The organism is Streptomyces sp. NPDC033174 (assembly GCF_055577795.1).
The window spans coordinates 14,655-37,330 of the sequence record NZ_JBVIPQ010000014.1 but is presented as its reverse complement, the minus strand read 5'-3'; the positions used below and the strand labels follow the sequence as shown (position 1 = coordinate 37,330).

Here is a 22,676-nt window from a genome sequence, read left to right as displayed (position 1 = left end):
CACAGCAGGACGTGCCGCAGCCCCCGCATGTCACGCCCGGGGAGCCGACCGGTCCAGGACCCTGATGAGTTCGGTCACCGTGTCGGCCATCGCCTGCCGTCCGACCGAGAGATACGTCCGGGAGTCCACCGCCTCGGGGTGGGCGGCCAGATACGCGCGGATCGCCCGCGTCATCGCGATGTTGAGCGCGGTGCCGACGTTGACCTTGGCGATCCCGCCGTCCACCGCGGCCCTCAGCTCCTCGTCCGGCACACCGGAGGAACCGTGGAGCACCAGCGGCACCTGCAGTGCCTTGTCCAGCCGGGCGATCAGATCGTGGTCCAGGGCGGCGGTCCGGTCGGTCATCGCGTGAGAGCTGCCGACCGCGACGGCCAGCGCGTCGACGCCGGAGGCCCCGACGAAGGCCCGCGCCTCCCACGGGTCGGTACGTGCCCCGGGGGAGTGGGCGTCGAGCGGCGCGGCGCCGTCCTTGCCGCCCACCTCGCCCAGCTCGGCCTCGATCCACAGACCCCGGCCGTGCGCCCAGACGGCGGCGGCCCGGGTGGCGGCGAGATTCTCCCCGTACGGCAGGTGGGCCGCGTCGTACATCACCGAGCTGAACCCGGCGTCGGCGGCCTGCCGCAGCAGCTCGGTGCTCTTGACGTGGTCGAGATGCAGGGCGACGGGAACCCCGGCCGTCCGGGCGACCGCCGCCGCGGCCCGGGCGAGCGGCAGGACCCGTCCGTAGCGGAACTTCACCGCGTTCTCACTGATCTGCAGGATCACCGGGGCGCCGGCGGCCTCGGCCCCCGCCACCACCGCCTCGGCGTGCTCCAGCGTGATGATGTTGAACGCGGCCACGGCGCCGCGGGCGGCGGCGGCCTCGGCGACCAGGGCGCCGGTTTCGGCGAGCGGCATCGGTCAGGCTCCGGCGAGGATGACGGAACGGGTGAGGTGACGCGGGCGGTCCGGATTCAGCCCGCGGGCGGCGGCGACCGCGACCGCGAGCCGCTGCGCCCGGACCAGCTCGGCGAGCGGGTCGAGGCCCCCGGCCACCCACATACCGCCGGCGGCGTGCACCTCGTCCGCCAGGCCGGAGGGGGAGTCGCCGATCATCCACGTCGCCGTGGAGCGCGTGGTGATGCTGATGGGACCGTGCCGGTACTCCATGGCCGGGTAGGACTCGGTCCAGGACAGGGACGCCTCCCGCATCTTCAGCGCGGCCTCGTTGGCGAGACCGACGGTCCATCCCCGGCCGAGGAACGTGAACTGCGTGCAGTCGACCAGCCAGCCCGGCAGCGGCTCGACCAGCGCGTCCCGTCCGTCGTCGACGACCGCCTCGGTGTGCAGACCGACATGGGCGCGCAGGAGGGTGAGTGCGGTGGTGGCGAACCGCGTCTGCACCACCGACTTCTCGTCCGCGAAGTCGAGCACGACCACGTCGTCGGCGGCCGACATGACTGGGGTGGTGGCGTCGGCGGTGATGGCGAGGGTGCGCGTGCGGCCGCGCAGTTCGGCGAGGAGGCCCAGCACCTCGGTGGTGGTGCCCGAGCGGGTGAGTGCCACGACCCGGTCGTAGCGGCGCCCGGCCGGGAACTCGGAGGCGGCGAACGCGTCGGTCTCGCCGTGCCCCGCGCTCTCGCGCAGCGCGGCGGCCGCCTGCGCCATGTAGAAGGAGGTGCCGCAGCCGATGAGCGCCACCCGCTCTCCGGGTTGGGGGAGCGTGTCGCTCCGGGTCGTGGCCAGGTCGGCGGCGCGGTTCCAGCAGTCGGGCTGGCTGGCCAGCTCCGTCTCGACATGTCTCATGACGCACACTCACTTTCACCAGGTTGCTCGTTCATGCAAGGTATAGCCATTCTTCGAGCAAGTACAAGCATTCGGCTCCATGCCGAAAACGCCCCCGGCGAATGAGAGCCGGGGGCGCTGGTGAGGTGCTCCGACAGGAAGGCAGGCGGGTGTCGCTGCCGGAAGGCGTGTCCTACTGCTCCTTGTGGGCCGCGTCATGCCGACGGGACCGGAGTGCGCGAGGCGCAGGACTGCTTCGGCGGTCGGCGCCGGTCTCCAGTCGCGGCCGGAGCGGTAACGAAGGCGGGGAGCCGTTCACGCCGGATCGCGGGCGTGCGACGGGCGAGGACCGCCGGGTGAGTCGCCGACGATGCAGAGCAGGATGCGGACGAGCTCGTCGACGACCTCGGTGAGTGTGGCGTCCACGCAGCCCGCGCTCCAGTCCGTCAGCAGACCGTTGACCGCGCTGACGAACGCCTGAGCCGCGATGCGGTAGTCACGCTCGGCCGCCTCCCCGAGGCCGACCGCACGCTCGGCCTCCGCCGTGATCATCTCCGCCCAGCGCGCGCGGCGTTCCATGCGCCGGCGTTCGAGCTCGGGCCCCGCCGCGACGACCTCCACGAAGGCGATCCGCACATGCCGCGGATCGTTCACGACCGCCTCGGCGTAGGCGCGGAACGCCGCCGCCGCCCGCCGCGCCAGGGGCAGGTCCGCCGAGGACGCGAGCGCCTCGGCGGCCGCCTCCTCGGCGCGGTCGTTGATCAGGCCGTGCAGGGCGGCCAGCACCTGTTCCAGGCTTCGGAACTCCTCGTAGAACTGACGCGTCGACAGCCCCGCCGTCTCGCACAGGGACGTGATGGTCGTCCCGCGATAACCCGGCGCTTCCCCGAACAGCCGCATCCCGGCGTCGAGCAGCCGCTGCCGCCGCTCGGCCCGCCGGTCCTCCGCGCTGCGCCCTCCGTACACCCGGATGGGGTGTTTGCCCGCCGCCACCGTCCGCCTCCTCGCCTCGGTGCCCCAATTCTTCTTGCGTCGCGGGGGTTGTGGCGTACCCCGACCCTCGTTACCGTCCGGTAAATCTGAACAGGACCATTTTCAGACTGTGCCTCGATGCTCCAGCCCCCCACGGAAGGAACAACGATGTCTGCACTCCGCCCCGGGCCCCGACCCCTGCTCCCGGCCCGCCCGCGCCGCACCCGCCGGGTGGCCGGAGCTCTCGCCGCCGCGCTGGCCGTGGTCCTCGCGAACACCTCGGCCGCCGCGACGGCCCAGGGAACCGACGGCGCCGCCCTGCGCGAGGTGATGTTCGTGGGCAACAACTGGGAAGGAACCGCCGATGTCATCGCCTCCACCGGCGAGTTCACGAAGATAGGCCGGATCGACGTGGTTCCGGACAAGGCGGAGCGGCTGCGCGAGATCCACCTCAACCCCGTGAAGCTTGCCTACTTCCTCGGCATCCGCGAGACCGCCGGCGAAGGCCACGACCAGTTCGTCGACGACATGTACTCCACCCCGGACGGCACGGCCGTCGTCGTCTCCCGCCCCAGCTTCGCCGACGTGGTGTCGATCGACCTTGCCACCGGGAGGATCAACTGGCGTTTCGCCGTGGAGGGTTACCGATCCGATCACATGGCCGTCTCGCCGGACGGCACCCGCGTCGCCGTCTCGGCCTCGACGTCCAACACCGTCCATGTTCTCGACATCGGCAGCGGAAAACAGCTCGGCTCCTTCAAGGCCGGTGACAAGCCCCACGAGAACGTCTTCACCGACGGCGGGACGCGCCTGTGGAACATGGCCATCGGCGAGGTCAACACGGCTCTCGACCACTGGACCATGGACTGGACGAAGGGCGACCGGCGGATCACGGTCGTGGACGCCCGTACCTTCCAGCAGGTCAAGGTCATCGACATGCGCCAACGCCTCGACGCCTTCGGCCGCAAGGACCTCTCCGACGCGGTCCGTCCCGTCGCCTTCACCCCCGACGAGTCCACGCTGTACTTCCAGGTCTCGTTCTTCAACGGCTTCCTCGAGTACGACGTCGCCTCCGACAGGATCACCCGGCTGAAGACGCTCCCGAAGAACCCCGCGACCAGCGAGGACCGCACCACCTGGGTCAACGACTCCCGCCATCACGGTCTGTCCATGAACCCGGCCGGCGACAAGCTCTGCGTCGCCGGGACGATGGACGACTACGCGACCGTCGTCGACCGCGCCACTCTCCAGGAAGGCCCGCTGGTCCCGGCCGTGAAGCCCTACTGGGCCACCGTCAGCGGTGACGGGAAGGCCTGCGTCATCTCCGAGAGCGGGGCCGACCGGGTCACCGCCATCGACTTCGCCACCGGCCGGAAGATCGCGTCGGTGCCCGTGGGCGACCACCCCCAGCGCGTACGCGTCGGCCACGTCGGCGCGGACTGGACCGGACCCGCGGCGAACTGACCGGCCCGGCGCACGAGTCTCCTGATGGTCCCGGCGCAAAGCGACGCGGTGGCTGCCCCCGGGACCCGCGCACCCTGGGCAGCCACCACACGCGCCGTGGCAGAGGCTCAGCCGAAGACCGCGACGTGCCGCCCCGCCCAGTCCGCGAAGGTGCGCGGCCCACGGCCCAGGATCCGCTCGACGTCGGTACTCACGCGCCGCTCCTCGGCCGACGGCTCACCCAGTACCGCCAGCGTGCCCTCCACGACCGGCTCCGGCATGAACCCCAGCAATTGCGCGCGTGCCTCCTCCCGGCTCTGCTCGACGAAGCGCACCGGCGAGCCCAGCGCATCACCGATCGCCCGTGCCCGGTCGCGCGGGGAGACCGGCGCGGGCCCGGTCAGGACATACGTACGCCCGGCATGGGCGCCGTCAGCACCGGTCAGGACCGCGGCGGCGACCTCCGCGATGTCGGCGGGGTCGATCACCGGCAGTGCCACGTCCGCGAAGGGCGCGGATACCGTCCGCTCCGACCGGACCGACTCGGACCACAGGAAGGCGTTGGACGCGAAGCCGCCCGGCCGCAGAATCGTCCACTCCAGCCCCGACTCCCGCACGGCGTCCTCGAACGCGCGCAACGGAGCGTGGGACGCGGAATCCGGCCGGGTCCCCGTCACCTGCGACGACTGCAGTACGACCCGCCGTACGCCGACGCTCCTCGCCGCATCGAGAAGCCCGACGGGACTCAGCATTTCCCCGCCGCCCGCCACGAGCAGATACAACGCGTCGGCACCCTCCAACACCGGCTTGAGACCGACCGGTTCGCTCAGATCGGCCTGCCGACGCCGTACGACCTCCGGTTCCGTCGCGTCCACGCGCCGGCGCGAGACGGCCGTGACCTGCTCGCCGGCCGAGGCGAGTGCGCGCACGAGCGGCTGTCCGACGTTTCCGGTGGCTCCAGTGACAACGATCATGATGGATTCCTCTTCCCACGGGCACCTGGGGTTCAGGTGCCGTCATGACGTCATCCTGGAAGCCAAACTGGCCACCCTCTGGCCAGTTTCCCGAGAAAGCCGGGCGCCGACTGCGGACGGTTCAGGACGCACTCCCGTCTCGTCCCTCTCGCGCCTCGGCCGCGCACTCTCGTACCGCAGGTGTGAAGCACTGGACTGCTCCGCTCTGACCGCTCGTCACACGCGCGACGCGGCTCTCCTCCGGCGCAACCTGTTCCGGCCGCACCTGGTCCAGTGGGCCGGCGAGACCGGTGCGCGGTGGCCACCGTTGGTGATCAACGCGTTGACCGGGCTCATGGGATCCGCGGCCATCGCCTTCGCCAGCAGGACGCCGACCACGAGCGGGAGCAGGGCGGCGGCCAGGGCTGTTCCGGCGGTGGTGACATGGTGCATGCGCGGGTGCCGGGGCGTGTCAGTGGTCATGGGTTGAATTCCACCAACGACGCGCCGCCGCGGGATCCCTCCACGTACTCAGATTCACGGCCCGCACGTACTCATGTACTCATCGGCGGTCGGGTCGCAGCGTCGGCATCAGTCCTGGAGCCGCGGCTGAGGCGGCACCACCGCCACCGGGCACTCGGCTTCGTGCACCACGGTGTGCGTGACCGACCCCATCAGCAGTGACTCCGCCCGCATGCGGTGGCGATGGCGGCCCACGACCACAAGAGCCGCGTCCTTGGAGCCCGTGACCAGAGGCCCGGCCGCATCCGCCGGTGTCACGCCGGGAAGCACCCGGACCTCCGGGTAGCGCTCGGCGAAGGGGCGCAGCCGCCCTGTCTGCTTGCCCTCCGCTTCCCGCGCCAGTTCCCTGCTGTCCCCGGTCATGTCGGGCAGCGGCATCACCGGAGCCGGGGAGCCCATCAGGAGCACGGGGGAGGGCGGGACGGGGTAGGCGGTGACCACCTCGAGTTCCACGCCTCGCCGCCGGGCCGCCCGGAAGGCGAAGTCGACGACGGCGTCGTCGGTTTCCTCCGGGTGGAGGCCGAGAAGTACGCGCCCGGTGCCCGCGCCGCTTCCGAGTGCCTCGGCGCGTGTGTGGTGCGGTACGACCACGACCGGACAGGGGGCGGAAGAGGCGAGGGCCCGGCTGGTGGACCCGAGGAGCGCGCTCGCCACCCCGCCCCGGCCGCGCGCACCGACCGCGATCAGCTGAGCCCCGTGCCCTGCGGCGATCAGGGCGTCCGGCACGGAGCCGTCGAGGGTCTCGTATCGCACGGCGAGTGTGTCCGCGCGGTCCGCGAGGCCGGCGCGGACCGTGTCCAGCACGGTGTCGGAGGGATCGGGTTCCTCGCCCAGCGACTCGATCCGGGCCCGACCGAGCTGCAGCGCGTCGGACCTGACGTGCACCACGAGCAGACCGGCGTCGAGCCCCTCGGGCGCCCCGAGAGCCCACTCCAGCGCCCTGTGGCTGTGCTCGGAACCATCAACGGCGACGACTACTGGCTTATTGGTCACATGCAGCGCGTAACCCATATGCCCGCGCTTATGCGGGTCCGCCCGAAGATCGGGCGGCCATCCCGTCCGCGATGTCGTTGGCCGCGACATGGCCGAAGGTCATCGCGGGCCCGATGGTCGAACCCGCACCCGCGTAGCTGTGCCCCATCACCGCGGCGCTGGCATTGCCCGCCGCGTAGAGCCCCTGAACGACCGAGCCGTCGTGGCGCAGCACCCGGGCCCGGGCATCGGTGCGCATCCCGCCCTTGGTCCCTAGATCACCCGGAACGATCTTCAAGGCGTAGAAGGGCGCCAGCCAGAGCGGTGCCAGACAGGAGTTCGGCCGGATCGCGGGATCGGTGTAGTAGTGGTCGTAGGCGCTGTCCCCGCGCCGGAAATCGGGGTCCGCGCCGTTCCACGTGAAGCCGTTGAAGCGGTTGACGGTCGCGCGCAGCGCCGCCGCCGGGACGCCGATCCCCGCGGCCAGCTGGTCCAGCGTCCAGGCCTTGTGCGCCACCCCGGAGGCGTACCACTCGTCGGGGAAGGACAGCGTCGGGGCGATGTCCTTGAAGAGGTACCGATTGCGGTAGTTCTGGTCGACGATCAGCCAGGCCGGGATGTGCGGCGCGTCGGTGTGCCGTTCGTACATGACGTGTACGACATCGCTGTACGGGGCGGCCTCGTTGACGAACCGGCCGCCGGCCGCGTTCACGATCAGGCCGCCCGGCAGGGTGCGCTCGGCGAGGCAGAAGTACGGGTCGCCCGGCACCGGAATGGCAGGCCCCCACCACGCGTCCTCCATCAGGTCGAGCGAGGCGCCGGCACGCAGACCGGCCCGGATGCCGTCGCCGGTGTTCTCCTTGGCGCCGACGGTCCACGTGGTGCCGATGGGCTGCCGCTGGTACTGCGCGCGCATCGCCGCGTTGTGCTCGAAGCCGCCCGAGCCGACGATGACCCCGCGCCGCGCCCTGACCAGGGCGGGGGCGCCGCCCTTCGACACGATCACACCGGTGGCGACGCCGTTCTCCAGATGCAGATCGGTGAGCGGGGTGTTGAGCAGGACCGGCACTCCGGCCGCAAGCAGTCCGGCGCGCAGGCCCCCTGCCAGCGCCTGCCCCATGGTGAGCGGCTTCTCCCCGCGCAGCGCGGCCTCGGTGCCCCGGGCGAGCGCCTGCGTGGCGACGGCCGCGCCCCTGGCACTGACGGCGGACAGCGCCAGCCACTTGTAGTCGCCCCCGAAGACGACCATCCCGGCCGGGACGGACAGGTACGGGGGATTCAGCCGGGCCAGCTCCGGGCCCAGAAGGTTGCCGTCCAGCTGGTCGGGCTCGATGGACCGGCCTCCGGGAAGACCGCCGGGGAGCTCGGGGTAGTAGTCGCTGTAGCCGTCCATCCACCGGAAGCGCAGCGGACTGTGGGACATGACGAAGGAGATCATGTCCGGGCCATGGGCGAGGAAGGCCCGCTGACGCTCCGCGGAGACCTCTTCGCCGACGACCGCGGCGAGGTACGTGGCCGCCTTCTGCGGTGTGTCGGGAACGCCGGCGGCCCGGAGCACCTGGTTGTTCGGTATCCACACGGCGGCGCCCGAGCGGGCCGCCGACCCTCCGTACGTGGGTGCCTTCTCGACGACGACGGTGCGCAGCCCCCGCGCGGCCGCGGTCAGCGCCGCGGTCATGCCCGCCGCTCCCGCACCGACCACGACGACGTCGTACTCGCCGAGCACGGGCGGGGTCGCGCCGTACGCCCGCCCTCCGGTCAGGCCACCGGCGGCCAGGACGACCCCGGCGCCCGTGGCGCCCAGTAGCCGCCGTCGCGTGGGGCCGTTCGGTGTCTCGCTCACGGAATCCGCGCTCTCGGGCATGGCGAGCTCCAGCGGTCGGGGGACTCGGGACGGTGACGTACGGGGGCTTGGGCACGTGGGGCCGCGGGGAGAGAGGTGCCCGGACCACAGTTCTGATGCCGTGTCAGGGGAATGTGGCCCGGGGGTCTTGTGAAGTCAAGAGACGTCCGGCGCGGGTGGGTGCACGGGAGGGTGATTCCGGGGACGCATCTGGCCGCTGGCGCGTGGCGCCGGTCCCGGCGGGGTGGCCCATGGTGTGGCCTGGCAGGCGGTCAATCGGCTCGTGCTGGAAGGGAATGACGGCCATGTTCCGCAATACGAAGGCGTTCAGCAGCTTCTCGGTGGACGACATCGCGAAGGCCCGGCAGTTCTACGGCGACACGCTCGGACTCGCGGTGGAGGAGGACGGCGGGGAGGGCATGAACATGCTCCACCTGACCCTCGGGGGCGGCGGGAAGGTGATGGTCTACCCCAAGGAAAAGCACACCCCGGCGAGCTTCACGGTCCTCAACTTCACCGTCGACGACATCGAGGCGGCCGTCGACGAGCTGACCGGTCGCGGCGTGCGGTTCGAGCGGTACCCCGGCTTCGACGCGGACGACAAGGGCATCGTCCGCAGTGAGGGCGGTCCAACCGTCGCCTGGTTCACGGACCCGGCGGGCAATGTCATCGCGGTCTTCCAGGAGGGCTGAGCACCGCCCGGCCTCTGGCGCGCCCGCTTCGCACGCCTCGTCGCGGCCCCTGGCCGCCCCTGGCGCCGGGCGCCCCCAGGTGGGATCATTCGTATGAAGAGACAACAATGGGGGGCGTAAGAGGGTGCATAGCCGTGATCAGGGAAAGCATCGACATTTCCCGTCGCCCCGAAGAGGTCTTCTCCTATGCGACCGACCCGTCTCATCTGCCTGAATGGCAGGAGAGCGCCGTGTCGGCACACCCGATGAGCGACGCACCGCTCACGGTGGGCTCCCGTGTCGCCGTGCGGCGCAGGGTCGGCCGCCGGGAGTTCCCCATGACCATGGAGGTCACGGAATTCGAGCCGCCGAGAAGGTGGCACCTGCACGGAGTCGACGGCCCGGTCCGTGGAGACGTGGAGGGCACGATCGAACCGCTCGACAACGGCGAGCGGTCCCGCCTGACCATGTCTCTCGACTTCGAGGCGCACGGCATCGGGAAGGTCCTCGTCCCGTTCGTGATCCGCCCGTTCGCCCGCAAGGAGATGCCGAAGAACGAGCAGGCGCTCAAGAACCTGCTGGAACGGGACGCCACCGGTACATCGACATAGACGAGGCCTCAGGGACATCGACAGAGACGCGGCCGCGGACATGGGCGCGGCGTCGCACAGAAGGCGAGGCGCCGGCCCGGCCGCGGTGCCGCCCCCGCTGCGCCGCCCAGTACCCGACCGTGACCCGAGCGGGCGTGAGCAGTTGAACCGGGCATGAAGAAGCGCAGCATGCTCGCCGTCGCATCCCTCGCCGCAGGCATTGTCACGGCCCTCGTCACCCCGCCCCCGTCCGCGTCCGCCGACACCACCGGCTTCGACCATCTCCCGGAGGGCACCTCCGTCGGTTCGCTGATGGAGGAGACCGTCGACGGCGTCGCGGAAGGCGATGTCCACACCCAGGAGGCCGGCCCCTGGGCGTAGTACCCGCTGTGCGGGTGAGGACGACCGCGGCCGGGGCGGTCGTCCTCACCCCGTGAAAGCCCTTCAGCCGCGCAGCTGTTCCGGCGTGACGAAGGGGTGGGTCATGAGGAGCGGGGTGCTGGGTGCCGGCTGTCGCAGCCGGGGCGTCGTCCGGCCGCTGAGGGCGCCGTCGACGTAGCCGACCAGAGCCTCGCCGATCGGGTCCGGCTTCGGATGGTTCTGGTCGTCGTACCGCTCGTACTTCATCAGGTTGTAGCCGATGGCGACCTGGCGGCGGCCGTCCTCGGTGGACAGGGCCCATGTTCCGGCACCGAAGACACCCCCGTCGTGTCCCCAGTACCAGCCTCCGCCGGGCATCTGCAGGGTGTACAGACCCAAGCCGTAGCGCATACGCGCCTCCTGGCCGGGTTCCGGCTCGTAGGCCGGGACGGTCGTCTTCATCTCCCGCAACTCGGCGGCACCGAGCAGCTTTCCGCCGAGCAACCGGCGGTAGAAGTCGTTGAGGTCGGCCATCGTCGACACCATCGCACCGGCGGTGCCGGCCCACGACATGTCGTAGACGCTGTAGTCGCGGGGCGGATCGATATAGCCGTACATCGACTCGTACATCCTGGCGTGAGGTCCCGATATGTACGGGGAGCGCGGGAAGTAGGTGTGGCGAAGTCCGGCTTTGCGGATGACGTGCTGGGCGATGTACTTCTCCGGCTCCTGACCGGTGGCCTTCTTCAGCAGCAGTCCGGCGATGATGTAGTTCGTGTTCGAGTAGGAGTGCGTGCCGCGCTCCACGACGGGCGGGGCCGCGAGACCGAGACGGACCAGTTCCTCCGGAGCAACATGGCGGAAGCGGTTCTCGTCGAGTGTCTTTCCGGGATTCTCCACCAGGCCGGGAAACGCGGGAAGGACGTAATCGGCAATGCCACTCGTGTGGTTGAGAAGCATCCGGACGGTCACCTTCTGGCCTCGCTCTCCCGGAATCAGCTCCGGGAGATAGCGGCCGATCGGCGCGTCGAGGTCGATGTGCCCCTTGCCCACCTGCTGGAGGACGGCGACCGCGGTGAACGTCTTGGTGATGCTCCCGATCCGGTGCTCGAAATCGGGCCGCGTCGGCCGATCGGTCTTCACGTCGGCGACGCCCGCCGCCCCCTGCCACCGCTCGGATCCGTCCCGGACCGCCGAATAGGCGCCGTACATTCCCGCCCGGTGCAACGCCTCCAGCGATGCGCGCAGCGCCTCGCGGTCGAGCTCGGGGAGATACGCCGCCGGGGCGGCGGCTTCCGCGAACCGGGCGGAGGGGGCGGAGTTGAGGGGTGTGGAATGGGCGGGGAGTACACCGACGGTGAGCGACAGCAGAGTTGCTGATGCCACGGCAGTCGCGAGTCGAACTCTCCGACGGCTCGGGCGGCTGCCCGGCTTGGTTAAGCGCATGGAACGAATCCCGTTCTCTCGGCTCGTGCGCACCGCGCGCACGGCGCCTCCATCCTCATTCGTGGGGCTCTGTGCTGCCGTCCTCCGAGAGGACGACTCGCATCACAGGAAGGGATGACATTTGTCAGTCGTGGGGTCCGCCCGGGCCTCCCCGGAGGCAGACACGACAGGCACCGTGAGGGAGCGGGGCGCCCCGAGCGAGGGGTGAATGCCCGATTGGGTCCGATATTGCCCCTATCGTCGGTTTGCCTCTATGGCCCATTAAGGCATGAATGAAGCTCTCTTATGCTGACTTTTCACTTGCTCAACTCCTGTTGTGGCAAAGGTCCTTTCGGCTGCGATGCGAGGTGATGTCAATCACGTCACCGATCGTGAGGGTGAATGAAGGCTCGGCCCAGAACTGTTCTGCGGAAAGAGAGTTGAGTTCCGACTTCAGGGCCGATCACATGCTTTTCGCGATCTTCACCGCTCATGTCGAATGCGGGCATGAATTCGGGCCTTGTCTCGCCGCGTCTCTCTCGCTTAACGTCACGGTCAATCCGGATGGACCGCCGAATCCTGCCGCCTTCCGGAATCCGCACCCACTCATCCACGGCAGGAGCGGGGGACCCAGGTAAGCCGTCGATCCGGAAATCCGGAACGTCTTGGGGTGAAGTCGCAGCCACTGCGGCCGGGCATCTCCAGTCCGAACCCGACAGCTCACCTCGCAGGCGCCGGAGAGGAATTCGTCATGCCCGCAAAGGGAAAGCACCGCCGGCCCAAGAACAACCCGCTCGCCCGAGGTATCGCCGTCGCGGGCACCGGTGGTGCCGCGCTCGTTCTTCCGGTGATCGGCGCCACCACCGCCGGTGCCGCGCCGAACGCCGCGCAGTCCGCCACCGCACAGAGCAGCGTCACGTCGACGGTCGCGGCCGCGCCGAAGGCCGCCGCCAAGAAGGCCGGGCCCGGGATCTACCGCGTGGTCCCCGGTGACTCCCTCTCCAAGATCGCGACCGAGCACTCGCTCACCGGTGGCTGGAAGCGGCTCTACCAGGACAACCGCAGGGCCATCGGTGGCAACCCGTCCCTGATCCGCCCCGGCCTCAAGCTGACGATCGCGGCGGAGCCCGCCGCCTCGGAGGCGGCGAAGACCAAGGCCACGACGCCGAAGCGCGCCGCCGAGCCCGAGCGCGCCGACCGCTCCACGCGGACGAGCACCCTGAGCGCGGCCCCCGCGGCCGCGAAGGCCGCGACGACCTACGCCGACAACCTCGACGGCTGGATCCGGGAGTCGCTGGACATCATGGCCAAGCACGGCATCCCCGGCTCGTACGACGGCATCCACCGCAACGTCATGCGTGAGTCCTCGGGCAACCCGCTGGCCATCAACAACTGGGACTCCAACGCCATGGCCGGCATCCCGTCCAAGGGCCTGCTCCAGGTCATCGACCCGACCTTCCAGGCCTACCACGTGCCCGGTACGTCGATGGACTCCTACGACCCGGTCGCCAACATCACCGCCGCGTGCAACTACGCGGCCGCCCGGTACGGCTCGATCGACAACGTCAACGGCCCGTACTAGTACCCCCGCGCCTCAGCACGCTGGGGCGGACCCGCCGACAGGACGCCCTCCTCGCGAGGGCGTCCTGTCGGCGTTCTTCCGGGGGCTCGGCGCCGGGCCCGACCCCGGCGCCCAGGCCGGAGGTGTCAGTCGTCGATGCCCTCCAGGACTTCCCCGAGGTCCACGAACTTGAAGCCGGTGGCCTCACGCGTCCCGTCCGCCGGGGCGTCGTGGCCGTCCTGGACGACAAGGAGACCGTGCGGGTACTTCCTGCCCAGCGGCGCGTTCAGGACGGCGGCGCCGTCGCACTCTTCGGAGCCGTCGAGAGTCCGGCCGGCGGCGACGCGGAAGCCGCCCTCGTACTCGTTCGCGTCGGCGCCTTCCCGGTCGTACGCGGCGAAGGTGTTGTCGCCCTGGCTGGACGCGAGCAGGTAGCCGTCCCCGTCGGGCTCGGTCAGCAGAGTCAGCCCCTCGACGTCGGCCGCGAGGCGCGAGCCGCCGTAGCCGGGACCGCTCCCGTTGACGCACTCCTCGGTCGCCTCGTCGTACACACCCGGCACGCCGTACTCGCGGACCTTGTCCACCAGCTCCGGGGTGCCGGTGAGATCGGCGCGCAGCCGCCAGATGCCGACGTCCTCCTGCCCGGCGTAGAGCATGCCGTTGGCCGGGTCCACGACCATGCCTTCGACCTGCGGAAGTTCCCCCGGCTCGGCACAGGGGGACCACGGAGTGCCGTTCGGCAGGCGGAAGGACGAGGGGAGATCGAGGGTTCGGATCCTGCGGTACGTCACCGTGCCCGCGGGCGTGGCGACGAGCTCCAGAAGGGCCAGGGTCGTGCGGTTGCGGCGGCTCGCCAGCGCGTACGAGCGGCTGGTCGACGGGTCGGTCCAGGTGGCGAGGCCGTAGGCGGTCTGCTGGTCGTTGATCTCGTCCTGGCTAGCGGAGAAGACCGGCGGGGCGGACGGGTCGGTGATCTCGGTGAGCGGGCCGCCCGGCCGGCCCGGGGTGATGCGGTGGATCCGCAGACGGTCATGACCGCGATCGGTGGTCACCGTCACGTCGGCGCGTCCGGACGGCAGCCGCAGACCGTGGACCAGGTCGACGTTGTTGAAGCGGCCAGGGGCGTCGTCCGGACCCGGCGGGGGAGGTGCGGGGATCGACTGCACCTGGCGGGCGTCCAGGTCGTAGACGCGCAGCCCGCCCTCCTTGGCCGTGGCGATGACAAGGCTGCGGTCCGGGTCGGCGGGGTTGCGCCAGATGGCCGGGTCGTCCGCGTTGGCGTTGCCACCGGCCTCGTCGTCGTACAGCGTGGCCGTCTCCGCACGGGCGACGACACCCGGCAGCGATCCCGCGGAGTGCGCGCCGGCGGGAACGGTCGCGGCCAGCGCCGTCAGGGCCGTGCCGACCACGAGCGCGGCCGAACGGAGGGGGCGGAGCCTGGTCACAGAGACTCTCCTACGTGTCGGGGACATGACCTTCACCGTCGGGAGAGTGGTACGGGTGAATGACGCCTCGGCGTACGGAGCGGGGTGCGGACATGTGCGCGCGATGAATCCGACCGCTCGAACGGCCGTCCGCCCGCCCGCCCATGGGTGCCCGGCCAGGAGTGCCCGACCGGGAGTGCCGGACCCCTCGGCTAGGTTGCCACCATGACGAACTTCGTACTGGTGGCAGGCACCTGGCTGGGGTCGTGGGCCTGGAGCGAGGTGGTGGCGGAGCTGCGCGCGGCGGGTCACGGAGCCCTGGCCCTGACGCTGTCCGGTCTCGCCGAGAAGCAGGGCGTAGCCGCTGGACAGCAGACCCATGTGCGGGACATCGTCGACGAGGTGGAACACCGGCAGTTGTACGACGTCGTCCTCGTCGGTCACAGCTACGCGGGCATCCCCGTGGGCCAGGCCGCCGCGAGGCTGGGTGACCGGCTGGCCCGCGTGGTGTTGGTCGACTCCAACGTGCCCGCCGACGGTGAGTCTTTCGTCTCCGGCTGGCCGGACGGCCGGGCCATGGTGGAGGCATCGACAGCCGAGAACGACGGCTTCTGGCCGCCCCTGACGGCAGCCGACTACGACGGCCAGGGCCTCACCGGCGAGCAGATCGCCCGCATCGTGCGCGGCTCGACGCCCCACCCGGGCGCCACCTTGACCGAGCCCGCCGTCCTGGCCCGCCCGCTCGCCGAACTTCCGACGACCTACATCAAGTGCCTGCTCGACGGGGCCGAGCCGAACGACGACGTGGCCGAGCTGCTCACCAGCGAACTGTGGCAGCTGGTGGAGATGGACACCGGCCACTGGCCCATGTTCTCCCGGCCGCGCGAGCTGGCGGGCATCCTCCTCGAGGCGGTAGGCCCCGGGCCTCGGACCACCTGATGGGGCCCCATGGCTACGGAAGCCGCTCCGATTACCTGCCGCGCTTCATGAGCGACCGTCAGGAGGGGGCGGCCGACGACGTTCTCCTGCTCGACCATGCCGACAGCCGCCGGCTCGAGGCGATGAGCCTGAACCGGTTCCCGGTGCGGAACAGCTGCGAGCTGGACTGGAGCGCCGCGCCGTTTGTGGACCAGCGATGGTGCGCCGACGACGAGGCCTGGGCCGCCGTGGCCGCCGAGCTGCTCGCCCCGTACGTCGCCCGGGCAGATCTCGTCGCCGTCTTCTGGAGCAACTTCGTCGTCCCCACAGTGGTCCTGCCCGCCGGCGTACTGGTTCGCCACGCGCGGGAGATCCAGGACGTCCAGCCGGGGTTCTGGCTCTACCCGCTCTCCGGGGGCGTCCTGATCGAGTGCCTGCCCGACGGCACGGTGACCGTGGCGGCCGTCCCGGCGCCCCGGCCGACCGGCTGAAATCCGCCCACGAGGGGACGGCAGTCGTCCGTATCCGCACCCTCGACACGACGACGTGACGCGGGCCCGCGTCTCAAAGTTGCTTCCCGAAGCGGACTTTGGTGTTTGGACCTGGCTGTGACGGTCAGCCGAAGAGAATGCCCCCGCCGATGCCGCGGGGCGGTCCCCACCACACCGCAGAGGAAGGATTGCCGACTCATGACGGAATGGCGACAGGACTGGCGGCACGAGGCCGCCTGCCTGGACGAGGACCCGGATCTCTTCTTTCCCATCGGCAGCTCGGGCCCCGCGCTGCTGCAAGCCGCCGAGGCCAAGGCCGTGTGCCGGCGGCGTTGCCCCGTGAGGGAGCAGTGCCTGTCCTGGGCCATGGAGACGGGCCAGGACACCGGTGTCTGGGGTGGCCTGGACGAGAACGAACGCCGCGCGCTCAAGCGCCGCATCGCCCGCCGCCGGTCCGCCTAGGCAGCGGCGGCCTCACGCCGCCCGGCCGACCTGGCCGCGCCCCTCGGCGCGGACGTCCGGACCTTGGTCCATGGGTGTGAGCTGTGGTGCGAGCCCGTACGCCGGGTTTCGCATCCGGGTGGATTCCGTTGCTCCTGGCCCCGTGCCGCCTGTCGGCGGGTATCTCCAGGCAACAGGCGAGCAGCATGCGAGCGCCCGGGACGAACGGATCCGTTGAAGCCATGACCGAGGCTCTGAGCGACTTCCTGAACGCCCTCTCACCGGAGAGCCGCGCGCGCGTCGAGCAGGAGAGCGCACCCCGACAGGAGGAGTTGGCGAAGCAGTGGAGAGATCGAGTAGCGGAGACCCCCGAGGCCGGGGCCGCGAGTGCCGGCGACGGCTTTCTCGTACCCGGCATGTCCCGGGCCGCTCACGAGGCGGAGTACATCGTGAGCATGTCGCTCGAACAGCTCAGGAACACCGAAGAACCCTGACCCACCGAAGAACCCTGAACGACCGAAGAACCCTGAACGACCGAAGAATCCTGAGACACCGAATCCTGAAACGGTGGCGAGTCCTGAAGGACCGGAGAGTCCTGAACACCGGAGTGCCTGCCGTGCAGCCGCCCTCCGCCCGGACCGGCCGGACGGAAGGCGGCTGACGCGGTTCAGCAAGAAGGGCGGCGATCAGGCGTCGACGACGCCGGACTTCGCGATCTTGATGTCGGCCTTGGTGGCGCCGGTGCGGGAGCCCAGGCCCTCGATCTTCTTGACGACGTCCATGCCCTCGACGACCTCGCCGAAGACGACGTGCTTGCCGTCGAGCCAGTCGGTGACGATCGTCGTGATGAAGAACTGCGAGCCGTTGGTGTTCGGGCCCGCGTTCGCCATCGACAGCTGACCCGGCTTGGTGTGCTTCAGCTGGAAGTTCTCGTCCGGGAACTTCTCGCCGTAGATGCTCTTGCCGCCGGTGCCGTTGTGGTTGGTGAAGTCACCACCCTGGAGCATGAAGTCCGGGATGACGCGGTGGAAGCCGGAGCCCTCGTAGCCGTAGCCGTGCTCACCGGTGGCGAGCTCGCGGAAGTTCTTCGCGGTCTTGGGGACCACGTCGTCGAACAGCTGGAAGACGATCCGGCCGGCCGGCTCGTCGTTGATGGTGATGTCGAAGAACACGTTACTCATGGCTTCATCCTGACACCTTCGGTCACTGGACTGCGCACAAGGGTCACTCCACGTGCGAAAACCATGCCCGGACGGCCCTCCTCGTCTGCCTCTTCCCTGCTCAGGACCCCCTACGGCGACGCCTCCGCACAGCGCGGAGGTACTAGCGTGTCGGTGAACGCGGTCGGCAGAGCCAGGAACGGGAGCAGCGCACGTGGACCACCCCTTGTTCATCAAAGTCTGTGGTCTGCGGACCGAGAGGGACGTCGACACCGCCGTCGAGGCGGGCGCTGACGCCATCGGTTTCGTCTTCGCCGAGAGCCCGCGCCGCGTCGACGCCGCCACCGCGCGCAGGCTGGCCGGCCGCGTCCCGGAAGGGATCATGACGGTCGGGGTCTTTCGCGACCAGCCGCTGGAGGACGTACGGGACCTGCTGGACGCGAGCGGCGTGCGCGCCGTGCAACTGCACGGTGACGAGGACCTCGCCTATTACGACGCCCTGCGCCCGGACGGGCGGACCCTGATCCGGGGCGCCTCCGTCCGGGGCGAAGTGCCGCGCCACGGGGAGCGAGGCGAGGACATCCTGCTGCTCGACGCGCCGGTGCCGGGCGCGGGCGAAGTGTGGGACCGGTCGGGGAAGCGGCTGCCCGAGGCGGGTCAGGCGTGGCTGCTGGCCGGGGGGCTCGATCCGCGCAATGTGGCGGGGGCCGTACGCGCCACGCGCCCGTGGGGCGTGGACGTCTCCAGTGGCATCGAAGTCAGCCGGGGCGTCAAGAGCCCAGCGCTGATCACGGCGTTCATCGAGGCCGCTCGCGGGGCCTAGGAGCCCTACGGCGGGGGCGGCGGAGCGAACCCGGCCTCGGCCCGGCCACCGCCGACGCCACCGCCACCGCCACCGCCGACGCTGTCCAGGGTCACACGCGGAGCGAGTCCGCCAGGCCTGGCCGCTGTGCGCCGAGGACACCCGGCGGCATGGAGTCGCGCGCGGACGGCGCACGCGCGAGGGAGAAATCCGGCCACGCGGCGCGCCCGCCCGCAGGCAGGCGTCCGACGCGGGGCGCTGCCCTACAGTCCAGCCGTGCTCATGTCGCCAGGCGTCTCGCCCGCCGTCGTCCGCCCGTCCACGACCGGGGCCCGGGTACCGCTGCTGGTGACGGCCGCCGCGGTGCCGCTGTACGCGGTGTGGGCGCTGTGGCTGGCGACGCCGGCGGGTGATCTGGCAGCTCAGGTGGCGTGGGCCGACTTCGCCGGACAGTACCCGGGATCGGCGTACAACCTCTCCTGGTACGGCGGCGTGCACCCGGCCAACTACAGCCTGATCACCCCGCATCTGATGGCGTTCGGCGGGGTGCGGGCCGTTTCGGTCGCCGCGGGTCTCGGGGCCACCTGGGCGCTGTCCGCGCTGCTGTGCCGACTGCCTGGGGTGACCGCGCCGCTGTGGACGGCCTTGCTGGCGGCGGTGACATTGTGGTGTGACATCGCCTCCGGCCGTACGACGTTCGCGGTCGGTGTGGCGGTCGCGTGCTGGGCGTGCCACCAGGCCCACCGCCCGGCGGTGGGAGCCGCCGTCGCCGCCCTGGCCGCGGCGGCCAGTCCCATGGCCGGCCTCTTCCTGCTGGTCGCTGGAGCCGCGCATCTGCTCCTGCGGCACAGGCGCGCAGCGATCACGCTCCTCGCTCCGGTCGCCCTCGTCCAACTGCTGGTCGCCTGCGCGTTCCCGTACTGGGGAGAGCAGCCCATGACCGCACGCACCGCGGCGATGCCCCTGCTCATGTGCGTCGCGACGGCTTGGGCCGCGCCGCGCGCCTGGGGCCTGGTGCGGGCGGGCGCGGCCTTCTACGGCATCGGCATCCTGCTCACCCTCCTGATCACCTCACCGATCGGATCGAACGTCGAACGGCTCGCCCTGATCGCGGGGCCGCCCGTCCTGCTGGCCGCACGTCTGGCGGGGGCGCCGCGACAGCGCCGTCCGCGTACCCGGGCGGCCGTGCTGACCGCGGCCGCCCTCGCCGCCTCCCTGTGGGTCCTGGGCAAGAGCGCCGACGACCTGCGGCACTCGGTTCCCGTACCGGCCCGGGCGGCGCACACGCACGAGGTGACCGGCCAACTGCTGCGGCTGGGAGCCGACCGCTCACGCATCGAGGTGGTGCCCGCCCGCGACCATCGTGAGGCGTGGCTGCTGGGGCGACGGTTCCATCTGGCACGCGGGTGGAACCGCCAACTGGACGTGGAGCGGGGCAGGTTGTTCTACGACGGCACGTTCAGCGCGAGCACCTACCGCGCCTGGCTCGACCATTGGGCCGTCAGCCATGTCGTCCTCCAGGCGGGAATCCCGGACGGCCCGGCCACCGCGGAGGCGGCGCTCGTCCGAGCCGGCCCGCCCTATCTGAAGCCCCTCTGGCGCGACGGACACTGGACCATCTTCGCCGTCGCCCGCCCGGTTCCCCTGGTCAAGGGCCCGGCCCGGGTGGTCCGTTCGACAGCCGCCTCGCTGGTGATCCAGGTGGACGAGCCGAGTCCGGTGACGGTCCGCGTACGGTATTCCCCGTGGCTGCGGGCGGGTGGCGGCGCGACCGTGACCCGCGAGGGGCCCTGGTCCCGTCTCACCGTCCCGAAGGCGGGCCGCTACCGACTCTCCGCCCCCTACCTGCCCCGCCCCCTCCCTCTGCCACAGTGAGCGAGGCGGTACCAGGGGACGCGCCACGGACCGCGCGGGGCAGGAGCCGCCAGATCGGGTCGAGTACCGCCTCCAGGGACCGCGCCACATGAGAGCGTCAGCCGCCACCCACGTTGGCGCGAGCCTTCGGCGGGAGGGGGCTGTCGGGGTCGAAGCCCTCGTGGTCCAGGAACAGCCGGGTGCCGCGGCCTTCTGGTTCGTCCGCCGGTCGCCCCGTTCGGCTCACCGCCGCTCGCCGTGGAGCGTGGCCCTTCCTATCGTCGAGCCGAAGGCCGTCAGGCCGTAGGCCGCGAGGAGGTCCTATGAACTGCCGTATCGCTGTGGCCGGCATAGTTCTCGCCGTCGCGTCTGTGGTGCCGGCGGCGGGGGGCGCGTACGCACAGAACGATCTCGACTGCCGTGACTTCACCTTCCAGGAAGACGCCCAGGCAGAGTTCAACAGGGATCCGAGCGATCCACACCGGCTCGACGAGGACCAGGGGCCGGACGACGGCATCGCCTGCGAGGTCCTGCCCAGACGAAACAGCGGCACTTTCCCTCAGCCGATCACCCCCACCCGGCCGACCACTCTTCCGACCCGAGGAGTCTCCGGCGGCTTCGGCGGGTGGGCGGGTCCCAGCACCTTCGACACCTACCTCGGCCTCACCCTCACCCTCGGCGGCGCCGCCCTGACGATCGGCTACGCGGCCACAACCCGCCGCCGGCGCGGCTGACCGGGCTCCGCGCCGGCGTGCTACGTCCGCCGGCGCGGTTTGCCGCGCTTCGTGCCCTTCGAACCGCCGGAACCGCCTCGGGGGTTCTTGCCGGTCGACCTGCCGGGGGCCGGCTTCCGGCCCCCACCGGCTGTCGAGGCGCGCTTGGGCTTCGGCTCCGCCGGGGTGGTCGCCGGCCGACGGCCGCGGGAGCTGTTGACGGTCCGGCCGCGGACGATCCCGATGAATTCCTCCACCAGGTCGGTGGTCCCGTCCTCCGGCCACGACAGCGCGACGCGCGACTCGGGAGCGCCCGACACCGGCCGGTAGGTGAGGTCCTTGCGGTGGTGCAGGCGGGCGAGGGACTGCGGGACGATCAGTACCCCCACTCCTGCCGCCACCAGCTCGATGGCGTCCGCCGTCGTGGCCGGGCGCTCGATCGCGGGCCGGCCCGGCAGCTGCTCCCAGTCGAGGGTGTTGTCGAGGGGGTGCAGGACGATGTCGTCGGACAGATCCTCGGCGGACACCTCGTCGACCGCGGCCACGAGGTGGTCCTTCGGGATCACCACGACCGTCGTCTCGGTGTAGAGCGGGATCGCGCTGAGGTCCGTCCTGTCGATCGGCAGCCGTACGAAACCGGCGTCGGCGCCGCCGTCCCGCAGCAGGCCCGGTGCCTCGGCGGCGGGCACCGCGACGAGGGTCAGCGGGACGTCGGGCAGCCGCTCGTTCCAGATCCGCACCCATTTGGTGGGCGTCACGCCTGGGACATAGGCGAGCCGGAACGAAGGGGGTACTTCCGAGCCTGTCACCCGGCCAGGTTACCGGCCGTGGTCAGAGGTAGCGCACACGCTCGATACTCTTGACACCATGACGTCGCACAAGACCACCCAGACGATGAAGCCCGCGACCGCGGCGAAGAAGCTGGGTGTGTACCTCGAGGCCACCCCCGCCGAGTTCCAGGAGGGTGTCGTCTCGCGCACCGAGCTGAACACGCTCCAGGCCGATCCCCCCGAGTGGCTGCTGGAACTGCGACGCAATGGCCCGCACCCCCGGCCGGTGGTCGCGGCGAAGCTGGGCATCTCCATCGCGGGACTCGCGCGCGGAGGCGTGACCGAGCCGCTCACCACGGAGCAGATCGAAGAGCTGAAGAGCGAATCTCCCGAGTGGCTGCAGAAGGAACGCGCCACCCAGGCCGAGGTCCGGAAGGAAGCGGTCCGCATCAAGGAGAAGAAGGCGGAGCGGGACGCCCAAGGGCGCTGACCGGGACCCCGTCGGCGGGAGAAAGCGGCGCTGCCCGCCCGCCTCGCGCGGGAAGAGGGCGAGCAGCACATCGAAGCTCGCGGCCGGCGCGGGCGGCCTCCGCGGCCTCCCGTACCTCCGGAGTTCCGGGGTTCCGTAGCTCCGGAAGAGAGGCCGCTGGGGGACGCGCGGGGCGGTCAGCCCTCGGCGGTGGCCGGGGCGGCGGCGGCCTCGTCGAGTTCCCATGCGTGACGCTTGAACTCGCGGATGAAGTCCGGGTGGTCCTCCCAGTTCCGGGCGATCCCGCGCAGCACGTCCCAGTTCTGCTCCAGCGCCTGGTCGATGATGTTGCGCATGGCCTCGTCGGCCGTCTCGCGCTGCGCGATGATCCCCTTGACCGCCGCCGCGGCCCTCACCGTGTTGAGCAGTGCGCGCAGAGCGCGCGAGGTGTCGTCCATCCCGAAGCCGTGATCGCTCCCGGTCTCGGGGTCGAAGAGCGGGCGCAGCCGGTCCTCGATGAACGCGGTGATCCGCTCGAAACGCTGCTGGGCGTCCATG

Annotated in this window: 25 protein-coding genes and 1 riboswitch; of the genes, 13 read left to right on the top strand and 12 right to left on the bottom strand. The window is 70.9% G+C overall.

Annotated features, from left to right (window positions below; all coding sequences use genetic code 11):
- Nucleotides 1-30 precede the first annotated feature (30 nt).
- From ACZ5VC_RS31415 to ACZ5VC_RS31405, 3 genes are all read right to left on the bottom strand, one after another.
- A complete protein-coding gene (locus ACZ5VC_RS31415; protein WP_469123367.1) occupies nt 31-897 on the bottom strand; it encodes a class II fructose-bisphosphate aldolase in 867 nt (288 codons plus the stop codon).
- Nucleotides 898-900: 3 nt separating this feature from the next.
- Complete coding sequence (locus ACZ5VC_RS31410) at nt 901-1,785, bottom strand: SIS domain-containing protein (protein WP_469123366.1); 885 nt, start codon at nt 1,783-1,785, stop codon at nt 901-903.
- A 294-nt stretch (nt 1,786-2,079) separates the two neighbouring features.
- Nucleotides 2,080-2,757: a TetR/AcrR family transcriptional regulator gene (locus ACZ5VC_RS31405; RefSeq protein WP_469123365.1), complete on the bottom strand. Its 678-nt coding sequence runs from the start codon at nt 2,755-2,757 to the stop codon at nt 2,080-2,082.
- Between the two features lie 147 nt (nt 2,758-2,904).
- Between ACZ5VC_RS31405 and ACZ5VC_RS31400 the strand changes: the two genes are divergently transcribed.
- Nucleotides 2,905-4,200 carry a YncE family protein gene (locus ACZ5VC_RS31400; RefSeq protein ID WP_469123364.1) on the top strand — a complete coding sequence of 432 codons (1,296 nt, stop codon included), beginning with the start codon at nt 2,905-2,907 and terminating at the stop codon, nt 4,198-4,200.
- A 107-nt stretch (nt 4,201-4,307) separates the two neighbouring features.
- Here the strand turns inward: ACZ5VC_RS31400 and ACZ5VC_RS31395 are convergent, their stop codons facing one another.
- From ACZ5VC_RS31395 to kstD, 4 genes are all read right to left on the bottom strand, one after another.
- Entirely contained in the window at nt 4,308-5,153 is an 846-nt protein-coding gene (locus ACZ5VC_RS31395) for an NAD(P)H-binding protein (RefSeq protein ID WP_469123363.1), read from the bottom strand.
- Nucleotides 5,154-5,369: 216 nt separating this feature from the next.
- Nucleotides 5,370-5,615 (bottom strand): hypothetical protein, encoded by a 246-nt coding sequence (locus ACZ5VC_RS31390; protein ID WP_469123362.1) that lies wholly within the window; start codon nt 5,613-5,615, stop codon nt 5,370-5,372.
- Nucleotides 5,616-5,723: 108 nt separating this feature from the next.
- Complete coding sequence (locus ACZ5VC_RS31385) at nt 5,724-6,647, bottom strand: universal stress protein (RefSeq protein WP_469123361.1); 924 nt, start codon at nt 6,645-6,647, stop codon at nt 5,724-5,726.
- Nucleotides 6,648-6,675: 28 nt separating this feature from the next.
- Nucleotides 6,676-8,490 (bottom strand): 3-oxosteroid 1-dehydrogenase, encoded by a 1,815-nt coding sequence (gene kstD, locus ACZ5VC_RS31380; protein ID WP_469123360.1) that lies wholly within the window; start codon nt 8,488-8,490, stop codon nt 6,676-6,678.
- Nucleotides 8,491-8,774: 284 nt separating this feature from the next.
- Between kstD and ACZ5VC_RS31375 the strand changes: the two genes are divergently transcribed.
- From ACZ5VC_RS31375 to ACZ5VC_RS31365, 3 genes are all read left to right on the top strand, one after another.
- Nucleotides 8,775-9,161: a VOC family protein gene (locus ACZ5VC_RS31375; RefSeq protein WP_469123359.1), complete on the top strand. Its 387-nt coding sequence runs from the start codon at nt 8,775-8,777 to the stop codon at nt 9,159-9,161.
- A gap of 128 nt (nt 9,162-9,289) precedes the next feature.
- Nucleotides 9,290-9,751, top strand: coding sequence for an SRPBCC family protein (locus ACZ5VC_RS31370; RefSeq protein ID WP_469123434.1), 462 nt, complete (start codon nt 9,290-9,292; stop codon nt 9,749-9,751).
- A gap of 153 nt (nt 9,752-9,904) precedes the next feature.
- Nucleotides 9,905-10,111, top strand: a complete 207-nt coding sequence (locus tag ACZ5VC_RS31365) for a hypothetical protein (protein ID WP_469123358.1) — start codon at nt 9,905-9,907, stop codon at nt 10,109-10,111.
- Between the two features lie 63 nt (nt 10,112-10,174).
- Here ACZ5VC_RS31365 and ACZ5VC_RS31360 read toward each other — a convergent pair whose 3' ends face one another.
- Nucleotides 10,175-11,476, bottom strand: coding sequence for a serine hydrolase domain-containing protein (locus ACZ5VC_RS31360; RefSeq protein WP_469123357.1), 1,302 nt, complete (start codon nt 11,474-11,476; stop codon nt 10,175-10,177).
- A 632-nt stretch (nt 11,477-12,108) separates the two neighbouring features.
- A riboswitch (cyclic di-AMP (ydaO/yuaA leader) is annotated at nt 12,109-12,264 on the top strand.
- A 2-nt stretch (nt 12,265-12,266) separates the two neighbouring features.
- Between ACZ5VC_RS31360 and ACZ5VC_RS31355 the strand changes: the two genes are divergently transcribed.
- Nucleotides 12,267-13,097 (top strand): LysM peptidoglycan-binding domain-containing protein, encoded by an 831-nt coding sequence (locus tag ACZ5VC_RS31355; protein ID WP_469123356.1) that lies wholly within the window; start codon nt 12,267-12,269, stop codon nt 13,095-13,097.
- Between the two features lie 125 nt (nt 13,098-13,222).
- On the opposite strand, the gene ACZ5VC_RS31350 is transcribed toward ACZ5VC_RS31355, so the two are convergent.
- The gene (locus tag ACZ5VC_RS31350; protein ID WP_469123355.1) at nt 13,223-14,548 is read right to left on the bottom strand and encodes a phytase; all 1,326 of its coding nucleotides are present in this window, start codon (nt 14,546-14,548) and stop codon (nt 13,223-13,225) included.
- 177 nt (nt 14,549-14,725) lie between these two features.
- Between ACZ5VC_RS31350 and ACZ5VC_RS31345 the strand changes: the two genes are divergently transcribed.
- From ACZ5VC_RS31345 to ACZ5VC_RS31330, 4 genes are all read left to right on the top strand, one after another.
- Nucleotides 14,726-15,439, top strand: coding sequence for an alpha/beta fold hydrolase (locus ACZ5VC_RS31345; protein WP_469123354.1), 714 nt, complete (start codon nt 14,726-14,728; stop codon nt 15,437-15,439).
- Between the two features lie 47 nt (nt 15,440-15,486).
- Nucleotides 15,487-15,909: a hypothetical protein gene (locus tag ACZ5VC_RS31340; RefSeq protein ID WP_469123353.1), complete on the top strand. Its 423-nt coding sequence runs from the start codon at nt 15,487-15,489 to the stop codon at nt 15,907-15,909.
- Nucleotides 15,910-16,107: 198 nt separating this feature from the next.
- Nucleotides 16,108-16,371 carry a WhiB family transcriptional regulator gene (locus tag ACZ5VC_RS31335; RefSeq protein WP_469123352.1) on the top strand — a complete coding sequence of 88 codons (264 nt, stop codon included), beginning with the start codon at nt 16,108-16,110 and terminating at the stop codon, nt 16,369-16,371.
- Between the two features lie 221 nt (nt 16,372-16,592).
- Complete coding sequence (locus tag ACZ5VC_RS31330; RefSeq protein WP_469123351.1) at nt 16,593-16,844, top strand: hypothetical protein; 252 nt, start codon at nt 16,593-16,595, stop codon at nt 16,842-16,844.
- 192 nt (nt 16,845-17,036) lie between these two features.
- On the opposite strand, the gene ACZ5VC_RS31325 is transcribed toward ACZ5VC_RS31330, so the two are convergent.
- Nucleotides 17,037-17,531, bottom strand: a complete 495-nt coding sequence (locus ACZ5VC_RS31325) for a peptidylprolyl isomerase (protein ID WP_468713240.1) — start codon at nt 17,529-17,531, stop codon at nt 17,037-17,039.
- A gap of 193 nt (nt 17,532-17,724) precedes the next feature.
- Between ACZ5VC_RS31325 and ACZ5VC_RS31320 the strand changes: the two genes are divergently transcribed.
- The 3 genes from ACZ5VC_RS31320 (at nt 17,725) to ACZ5VC_RS31310 (ending at nt 20,900) form a co-directional block, all read left to right on the top strand.
- The gene (locus ACZ5VC_RS31320; protein WP_469123350.1) at nt 17,725-18,333 is read left to right on the top strand and encodes a phosphoribosylanthranilate isomerase; all 609 of its coding nucleotides are present in this window, start codon (nt 17,725-17,727) and stop codon (nt 18,331-18,333) included.
- A gap of 261 nt (nt 18,334-18,594) precedes the next feature.
- On the top strand, nt 18,595-20,187 hold the full coding sequence (locus tag ACZ5VC_RS31315) for a hypothetical protein (RefSeq protein ID WP_469123433.1): 1,593 nt from the start codon (nt 18,595-18,597) through the stop codon (nt 20,185-20,187).
- 302 nt (nt 20,188-20,489) lie between these two features.
- Nucleotides 20,490-20,900 (top strand): excalibur calcium-binding protein, encoded by a 411-nt coding sequence (locus ACZ5VC_RS31310; RefSeq protein WP_469123349.1) that lies wholly within the window; start codon nt 20,490-20,492, stop codon nt 20,898-20,900.
- Nucleotides 20,901-20,920: 20 nt separating this feature from the next.
- On the opposite strand, the gene ACZ5VC_RS31305 is transcribed toward ACZ5VC_RS31310, so the two are convergent.
- Nucleotides 20,921-21,688, bottom strand: coding sequence for a LysR family substrate-binding domain-containing protein (locus tag ACZ5VC_RS31305; RefSeq protein ID WP_469123348.1), 768 nt, complete (start codon nt 21,686-21,688; stop codon nt 20,921-20,923).
- Between the two features lie 58 nt (nt 21,689-21,746).
- Here ACZ5VC_RS31305 and ACZ5VC_RS31300 point away from each other — a divergent pair, with 58 nt between their 5' ends.
- Nucleotides 21,747-22,139, top strand: a complete 393-nt coding sequence (locus ACZ5VC_RS31300) for a DUF5997 family protein (RefSeq protein WP_469123347.1) — start codon at nt 21,747-21,749, stop codon at nt 22,137-22,139.
- Between the two features lie 176 nt (nt 22,140-22,315).
- Here ACZ5VC_RS31300 and ACZ5VC_RS31295 read toward each other — a convergent pair whose 3' ends face one another.
- Nucleotides 22,316-22,675: a hypothetical protein gene (locus ACZ5VC_RS31295; RefSeq protein WP_469123346.1), complete on the bottom strand. Its 360-nt coding sequence runs from the start codon at nt 22,673-22,675 to the stop codon at nt 22,316-22,318.
- Between the last annotated feature and the right edge of the window lies 1 nt (nt 22,676).

Coding starts and splice junctions, on each gene's coding strand:
- ACZ5VC_RS31390 (WP_469123362.1), bottom strand. CDS start 5,615: ATGACCACTGACACGCCCCGGCACCCGCGCATGCACCATGTCACCACC.
- kstD (WP_469123360.1), bottom strand. CDS start 8,490: ATGCCCGAGAGCGCGGATTCCGTGAGCGAGACACCGAACGGCCCCACG.
- ACZ5VC_RS31395 (WP_469123363.1), bottom strand. CDS start 5,153: ATGATCGTTGTCACTGGAGCCACCGGAAACGTCGGACAGCCGCTCGTG.
- ACZ5VC_RS31340 (WP_469123353.1), top strand. CDS start 15,487: ATGAGCGACCGTCAGGAGGGGGCGGCCGACGACGTTCTCCTGCTCGAC.
- ACZ5VC_RS31355 (WP_469123356.1), top strand. CDS start 12,267: ATGCCCGCAAAGGGAAAGCACCGCCGGCCCAAGAACAACCCGCTCGCC.
- ACZ5VC_RS31375 (WP_469123359.1), top strand. CDS start 8,775: ATGTTCCGCAATACGAAGGCGTTCAGCAGCTTCTCGGTGGACGACATC.
- ACZ5VC_RS31365 (WP_469123358.1), top strand. CDS start 9,905: ATGAAGAAGCGCAGCATGCTCGCCGTCGCATCCCTCGCCGCAGGCATT.
- ACZ5VC_RS31410 (WP_469123366.1), bottom strand. CDS start 1,785: ATGAGACATGTCGAGACGGAGCTGGCCAGCCAGCCCGACTGCTGGAAC.
- ACZ5VC_RS31400 (WP_469123364.1), top strand. CDS start 2,905: ATGTCTGCACTCCGCCCCGGGCCCCGACCCCTGCTCCCGGCCCGCCCG.
- ACZ5VC_RS31350 (WP_469123355.1), bottom strand. CDS start 14,548: ATGTCCCCGACACGTAGGAGAGTCTCTGTGACCAGGCTCCGCCCCCTC.
- ACZ5VC_RS31415 (WP_469123367.1), bottom strand. CDS start 897: ATGCCGCTCGCCGAAACCGGCGCCCTGGTCGCCGAGGCCGCCGCCGCC.
- ACZ5VC_RS31325 (WP_468713240.1), bottom strand. CDS start 17,531: ATGAGTAACGTGTTCTTCGACATCACCATCAACGACGAGCCGGCCGGC.
- ACZ5VC_RS31295 (WP_469123346.1), bottom strand. CDS start 22,675: ATGGACGCCCAGCAGCGTTTCGAGCGGATCACCGCGTTCATCGAGGAC.
- ACZ5VC_RS31330 (WP_469123351.1), top strand. CDS start 16,593: ATGACCGAGGCTCTGAGCGACTTCCTGAACGCCCTCTCACCGGAGAGC.
- ACZ5VC_RS31315 (WP_469123433.1), top strand. CDS start 18,595: ATGTCGCCAGGCGTCTCGCCCGCCGTCGTCCGCCCGTCCACGACCGGG.
- ACZ5VC_RS31300 (WP_469123347.1), top strand. CDS start 21,747: ATGACGTCGCACAAGACCACCCAGACGATGAAGCCCGCGACCGCGGCG.
- ACZ5VC_RS31335 (WP_469123352.1), top strand. CDS start 16,108: ATGACGGAATGGCGACAGGACTGGCGGCACGAGGCCGCCTGCCTGGAC.
- ACZ5VC_RS31310 (WP_469123349.1), top strand. CDS start 20,490: ATGAACTGCCGTATCGCTGTGGCCGGCATAGTTCTCGCCGTCGCGTCT.
- ACZ5VC_RS31345 (WP_469123354.1), top strand. CDS start 14,726: ATGACGAACTTCGTACTGGTGGCAGGCACCTGGCTGGGGTCGTGGGCC.